This window comes from Melaminivora alkalimesophila (assembly GCF_000282995.1).
GTDB lineage: Bacteria > Pseudomonadota > Gammaproteobacteria > Burkholderiales > Burkholderiaceae_C > Melaminivora > Melaminivora alkalimesophila.
The window spans coordinates 1-6,051 of sequence record NZ_ALEE01000812.1; the positions used below are offsets into that span (position 1 = coordinate 1).

Sequence of the window (6,051 nt, forward strand, 5' to 3'; positions counted from 1 at the left end):
TGGCGGCCGCCGACGGCACGGCCAAGTACATGGCGCTGAACCCCGTGGCGCTCAAGCGCCTGGTGGCCAGCGGCACCCAGCTCAAGGCCTTCCCCAAGGCCGTGAACGACGCCGGCTTCAAGGCCTGCATGGAGGTGTTTGCCGAGCACGAGGCCAAGTCGCCCGAGTTCAAGAAGATCCACCAGGACATGCGCGCCTTCCAGCGCGACCAGATCCTGTGGAACCGCTTCTCCGAGTTCCCGTTCAACCAGTACATGAACAGCGTGAAGATCTAAGGGTCCGCGCCGCCCAACAAAAAAACCGCAGCAGCCGCTGCGGTTTTTTTTGGCCCTGGATACCCGGGGTGGAAGCCCTCTCCCTCGTTCAAGGGAGAGGGCAGGGCTGCCTACTGGCTCGCCCCCGGCTGCGCAGGCGGCTGCACCGCCTCCTGGATGGCCTTGAAGGGGTCGTCCTCGGCCGCGCCCTCGTCGCCCGGCGCCGGCTCGGGCGTCGGCATGCCGCCGCCTGAGTCGCCCTCGGGTTGCTCCTCGTCCTGGCCGTAGGGGTCTTCCATGCCCTGGTTCAGGCTCTCGAGCATCTGCGCGCCCACGGCGTCCATGTTGACCTCGACCTTCTTGTCCAGGCTGCCCGTGACCAGCCCGGGGAAGGCGATCAGGATGCCGACCATGGTCAGCTGCAGGATCAGGAAGGGGATGGCGCCCCGGTAGATCTGCATGGTGGTCACCGGCTCCATGAGCTTGCCGGTGACCGGGTCGACATAGGGTTTTTCGGGCGCCACGGAGCGCAGGAAGAACAGCGCAAAGCCGAAGGGCGGGTGCAGGAAGGAGGTCTGCATGTTCACCGCCAGCAGCACGCCGAACCAGATCAGGTCCACGCCCAGCTTTTCCGCCACCGGGGCCAGCAGCGGCACCACGATGAAGGACAGCTCGAAGTAGTCCAGGAAGAACGCGAGGAAGAAGATCATCACGTTCACGAAGATCAGGAAGCCCACCTGGCCGCCCGGCAGGTCGGCCAGCAGGTGCTCCACCCAGCGCGGGCCATCGGCCGCCTGGAACACCATGCTGAACATGGTGGCGCCGATCAGGATGAACATCACGAAGGACGCCAGACGCGTGGTCGAGCCCAGGGCCTGCTTGAGCAGCTTCCAGGACAGGCGCCCGCGCGCCATGGCCATGATCAGCGCGCCCACCGCGCCCATGGCGCCGCCTTCCGTGGGCGAGGCCACGCCCAGGAAGATGGTGCCGAGCACCAGGAAGATCAGCAGCAGCGGCGGGATCAGCACGAAGGTCACGCGCTCGGCCAGCTTGGAGAGCAGACCCAGCTTCAGGACCCGGTTGAGCATCGCGATGACCCAGGCGACGAAGGCGCCGCCACAGGCTGCGACCACGATCTTCTCGTCTGTGGGCACGAACTCCACCGGACGGCCTTCCCACCAGGTGTGGATGTCCGCCATGTGCGATTCCAGCACCCAGGCGACCAGTGCCGACAGGCCCAGCACCGCCGCCAGCGAGGTGTAGCCCGCGCTGCCGTTGGGTTCGCGCAGCGTGCGCGCCTCGGGCGGCAGCGCCGGCACGGCCTGCGGCTTGAAGATCGCGAGGATCACCACCCACAGCACGTACAGGCCCACCAGCATGAAGGCCGGCGTGAAGGCGCCCTTGTACATGTCGCCCACGCTGCGGCCCAGCTGGTCGGCCATGATGATCAGCACCAGCGAGGGCGGGATGATCTGCGACAGCGTACCTGAGGCGGCGATCACGCCGCTGGTCAGCGGCCGGCTGTAGCCGTAGCGCAGCATGATGGGCATGGAGATCAGGCCCATGGAGATCACCGAGGCGGCCACCACGCCGGTGGTGGCGGCCAGCAGCGCGCCCACGAAGATCACGGCCAGCGCCAGGCCGCCGCGCAGCGGCCCGAAGACCTGGCCGACCGAGTCGAGCAGGTCCTCGGCCATGCCGCTGCGCTCGAGGATCAGGCCCATCAGCGTGAAGAAGGGCACGGCCAGCAGCGTGTCGTTGGCCATGATGCCGATCAGCCGCTCGGGCAGCCAGGCGAGGATGGTGGCCGGGAAGACGCCCAGCTCGATGCCCAGCAGGCCGAAGAATAGGCCGCAGGCGCCCAGGCTGAAAGCGACGGGGAAGCCCAGGATCAGAAACAGGGCCAGCCCCGCGAACATGATCGGGGCGAAATTGGAGGTGAGGAATTCCATGGAAAAGGTGCTCCGGTCGGTCGGACGTTCAGCGGGGAGCGGCCGTGCCGGCCTGGCGCTCTTGCTCAGTCTGCAGGCGCAGGGCCTCGATCAGGGCCTCCTCGTCGCTCTTGTCGGTCAGGCGACCCATGGGGTCGGGCCCGACGCCCTTCAGGAAGGCGATGCGCTTGATCAGTTCGGACCAGCCCTGCAGCATCAGCAGCGCAAAGCCCACGGGCAGCGCCACCCACACCGGCCAGCGGATCAGGCCACCCGGGTTGCCCGAGACTTCGCCCGACTGGAACTTGCTGATCAGCATCGGCACGCCCAGCCACAACACCAGGATGCACACCGGCGTTAGGAAGAACAGGAAGCCGAAGATGTCGATCCAGACCTGGGTGCGCTTGGACAGGCGGCTGTTGAGCACGTCGATGCGCACGTGCTCGCGCTGCAGCAGGGTGTAGCCCGCCGCGATCAGGAAGGACCACGCGTAGAGGTACCACTGTACCTCCAGGAAGGCGTTGGAGCTGTAGTTGAAGATCTTGCGCACCACGGCATTGGCGGCGCTGATGACGGTGGCTGCAAAGATCAGCCAGATGCAATATCTCCCGACGAAGGCGTTCAGCCTGTCGATGGCCCTGGATAGGGCGAGTAAAGCCTGCATGGTGTCTCCAAAGTACGGCTCGGGGGTGGCAAGGCGCCGCGGCGCGACGCGGGGGTTGGGGCGTGCGCCGAACAAAGATTTACGAGGGCGGCATTCTACGGATGTACACCAGGGGTCCGCCAGTAGCCAAAACCCTAGGGAGCCTTTGTCTGCAGCCAACGAAGAGCTATGTTTTTTGTAGCAATAAGGGATTATGCGTACGCTGCGACAATTTTTGCGCGCGCCTCAGTCCGCCAGCGCCGCGCCCTTGACCTGGGCAAACACCGCCTGTCCCACGGCCAGCCCCAGCTCGCGCTGCGAGCGAGCGCTGATGCGCGCGAGCAGCGCCGTGCCTCCGGCGTCCAGCCCCACCAGCACCTGGCCCGGCCCATCCGGGCCGAGGTGCGTGATGCGCGCCGGCAGCAGGTTCAGGATGCTGCTGCCCTCGGCGCGCACCCGCGCCAGGCTGACGTCGCGCGCCGCGACGCGCACGCGCACGGCCTGCCCGACGGGGCGCGGCGTGGCCGCCGCCAGGTGCAGCTCGCCTCCGGCGAACGCGATGCTGAGCAACTGGTCGCGCGCATCCCAGCCCCGCACATGGCCCTCCACCAGGGCGGCTGCGGCATCGCCCCGGGCAAGCGGCAGGTCGGGGCGCACCAGCAGCTCGGCCGGGGCGCCCGAGGCGATCGCCCGCCCGCCCTGCAGCAGCACCAGGTGCGAAGCCAGCCGCGCCACCTCGTCCACCGAATGGCTGACGTAGAGCACCGGAATGTCCAGCTCGCGCTGCAGCTGCTCCAGGTAAGGCAGCACTTCCGCCTTGCGCGCCGCGTCGAGCGCCGCCAGCGGCTCCTCCATCAGCAGCAGGTCGGGGCTCACCGCCAGCGCCCGCGCGATCGCCACGCGCTGGCGCTCGCCGCCCGAGAGCGTGCCCGGCCTGCGCCCGAGCAGCGCTGGCAGCCCCAGCAGCTCCACCGCACGTTCCAGCGACACGCGCCGGCGCACCGCGGGCACCCGGCGCAGGCCATATTCCATGTTGCGCCGCACGTCCAGGTGGGGAAACAGGCTCGCCTCCTGGAAGACGTAGCCCAGCGCACGCCGGTGCGTGGGCCGCCAGGCCCCGGTGGCATCGTCCTGCCAGAGCTGGCCGTTCACCTGCACGCTGCCCGCCGCCCGCTCCAGCCCGGCGATGGCGCGCAGGCAGGTGGTCTTGCCGCAGCCCGAAGGCCCGAACAGGGCCGTGACGCCGCGGCCCGGCAGGCGCAGCTGCACGTCGAGCGAGAAGTCGGCGCGTTCCAGCCGCAGCCGTGCGAGGATCTGGCGCGCGTCCGTCATGGGCGCCTCGCCGGCTGCAGCCACTGCAGCAGCACCAGCACCACGAAGGAGAACACCACCATGCCGCCGGCCAGCCAGTGTGCGTGCGCGTACTCCATGGCTTCCACGTGGTCGTAGATCTGGACCGACACCACGCGCGTGACGCCGGGGATGTTGCCCCCCAGCATCAGCACCACGCCGAACTCGCCCACCGTGTTGGCAAAGCTCAGCACGGCGGCCGTGATGAAACCCGGCCAGGCAAGCGGCAGCGCCACGGTGAGGAAGCGGTCCAGCGGCGCCGCCCCCAGCGTGGCCGCCACCTCCATCGGGCGCCGGCCGAGCGCCTCGAAGGCGCGCTGCAGGGGCTGCACCGCAAAGGGCAGCGAATACACCAGCGAGCCCACCACCAGGCCCGGAAAGGTGAAGGGCAGCCGGCGCAGGCCGAGCGCGTCCGTGAGTTGCCCGAGCGGCCCGTCCGGGCCCATGGCCACCAGCAGGTAGAAGCCGATCACGGTGGGCGGCAGCACCAGCGGCAGCGCCACCACCGCGCCGACGGGCGTGCGCCAGCGCGAGCGGGTGTGCGCCAGCCACCAGGCAAGCGGGGTGCACAGCAGCAACAGCAGCAGCGTGGTGGTGGTCGCCAGGCGCAGCGTCAGGCGGATGGCGGCCCAATCCTCCGGGCCCAGGGGCAGGGCGGGCAGGGCGGTCACGGGCGCAGGCCCACGGGGCGGGTCATCGGTTCAGAAAGCATAGCCGTAGGCTCGGATCACGGCCCGCGCCCGCTCGCCGCGCAGGTACTGCATCAGCGCCACCGCGGCCGGATTGGCCTGCGCGCCCTTGAGCACGATGGCGTCCTGGCGGATCGGGCGGTGCATGTCCGCGGGCACGATCCAGGCCGAACCCGCGCGCAGCTGGCCGCCCTGCATCACCTGGGACAGGGCAACGAAACCGAGCTCGGCATTGCCCGAGGCGACGAACTGGTAGGCCTGGGCGATGTTCTCGCCCTGTACCACGCGGCCCTGGACCTGGTCGGTGAGGCCCATTCGCGCCAGTGTCTCCATGGCGGCTTGGCCATAGGGCGCGAGCTTCGGGTTGGCGATGGCGAGGTGCTGCCAGTCGTTTCGGGCCAACACGCGGCCTTCCGCGTCCACGTAACCCGGCTGTCGGCTCCACAGCGCCAGCTGGCCGATGGCGTAGGTGAAGCGCGTCTGCGGATCGCCCAGCCCTTCCCTGCCGATCCTCTCGGGCGTGCGATCGTCGGCCGCCAACAGGATGCCAAAGGGCGCGCCCTGGGCGATCTGCGCGTAGAACTTGCCCGTCGCGCCGAAGGAGAGCACGGCCCGGTGGCCCGTATCCTGTTCGAACAGGCGCGCGATTTCCTGCATGGGCGCCGTGAAATTGGCCGCCACTGCCACGCTCACTTCCTCCGCGCGGGCGCCAGGGGTGAGCAGGCTGGCGATGGCCAGCAGGAGCGGAAGGGAGCGCGCGGAAGCAACAATCACATCGGGCACATCGGGCCTCGCTATTCAATTATGGAATAGCGAAAGAGTATAGCGATGATCCGGCATGATCCGGGGCATGGGCAACCCCTCTTCCTTTCGCAGCGACGCGCTGGGCCACGGGCCGGCCGACCGGCGCCTGGCGATCCTGCGCGAGATCGGCCGGGCCGGCTCGATCTCTCAGGCGGCACGTGCCGTCGGGGTGAGCTACAAGGCGGCCTGGCAGGCCTTGGACACCCTGACCAACCTGGCGGGCGTGCCGCTGGTGGAGCGCACCGTCGGGGGCGCGGGCGGTGGCGGCACGCGCCTGACGCCCGCTGGGCTGGAGCTGCTGGCGGCGGCTGATGCGATGCACGAGGCCCGCGCACGGGCCGCCGCGGGCTGGGCGGGCAAGGCGCGTGCCGCGGCGCTCG

6 protein-coding genes and 1 pseudogene are annotated in these 6,051 nt (G+C 69.4%); 2 read left to right on the top strand and 5 right to left on the bottom strand.

Annotated elements, in window-relative coordinates; genetic code table 11:
* Positions 1-275, top strand: a pseudogene (locus tag A612_RS15670) (ABC transporter substrate-binding protein); the annotation flags it as partial.
* 110 nt (positions 276-385) lie between these two features.
* Here the strand turns inward: A612_RS15670 and A612_RS15675 are convergent.
* The 5 genes from A612_RS15675 to modA all read right to left on the bottom strand — a co-directional run bounded on the left by A612_RS15675 (position 386) and on the right by modA (position 5,638).
* Complete coding sequence (locus A612_RS15675) at positions 386-2,206, bottom strand: TRAP transporter large permease (protein ID WP_019375379.1); 1,821 nt, start codon at positions 2,204-2,206, stop codon at positions 386-388.
* Between the two features lie 28 nt (positions 2,207-2,234).
* Positions 2,235-2,849, bottom strand: coding sequence for a TRAP transporter small permease subunit (locus tag A612_RS15680; protein WP_019375380.1), 615 nt, complete (start codon positions 2,847-2,849; stop codon positions 2,235-2,237).
* 225 nt (positions 2,850-3,074) lie between these two features.
* Complete coding sequence (gene modC, locus A612_RS15685) at positions 3,075-4,160, bottom strand: molybdenum ABC transporter ATP-binding protein (RefSeq protein WP_019375381.1); 1,086 nt, start codon at positions 4,158-4,160, stop codon at positions 3,075-3,077.
* Entirely contained in the window at positions 4,157-4,831 is a 675-nt protein-coding gene (gene modB / locus A612_RS15690) for a molybdate ABC transporter permease subunit (RefSeq protein ID WP_040437206.1), read from the bottom strand. Before modB ends, modC begins: the two co-directional genes overlap by 4 nt.
* Positions 4,832-4,879: 48 nt before the next feature.
* The gene (gene modA / locus A612_RS15695; protein ID WP_081501214.1) at positions 4,880-5,638 is read right to left on the bottom strand and encodes a molybdate ABC transporter substrate-binding protein; all 759 of its coding nucleotides are present in this window, start codon (positions 5,636-5,638) and stop codon (positions 4,880-4,882) included.
* A 79-nt stretch (positions 5,639-5,717) separates the two neighbouring features.
* Between modA and A612_RS15700 the strand changes: the two genes are divergently transcribed.
* The coding region (locus A612_RS15700) for a winged helix-turn-helix domain-containing protein (protein WP_241209569.1) at positions 5,718-6,051 on the top strand (334 nt) is incomplete at its 3' end.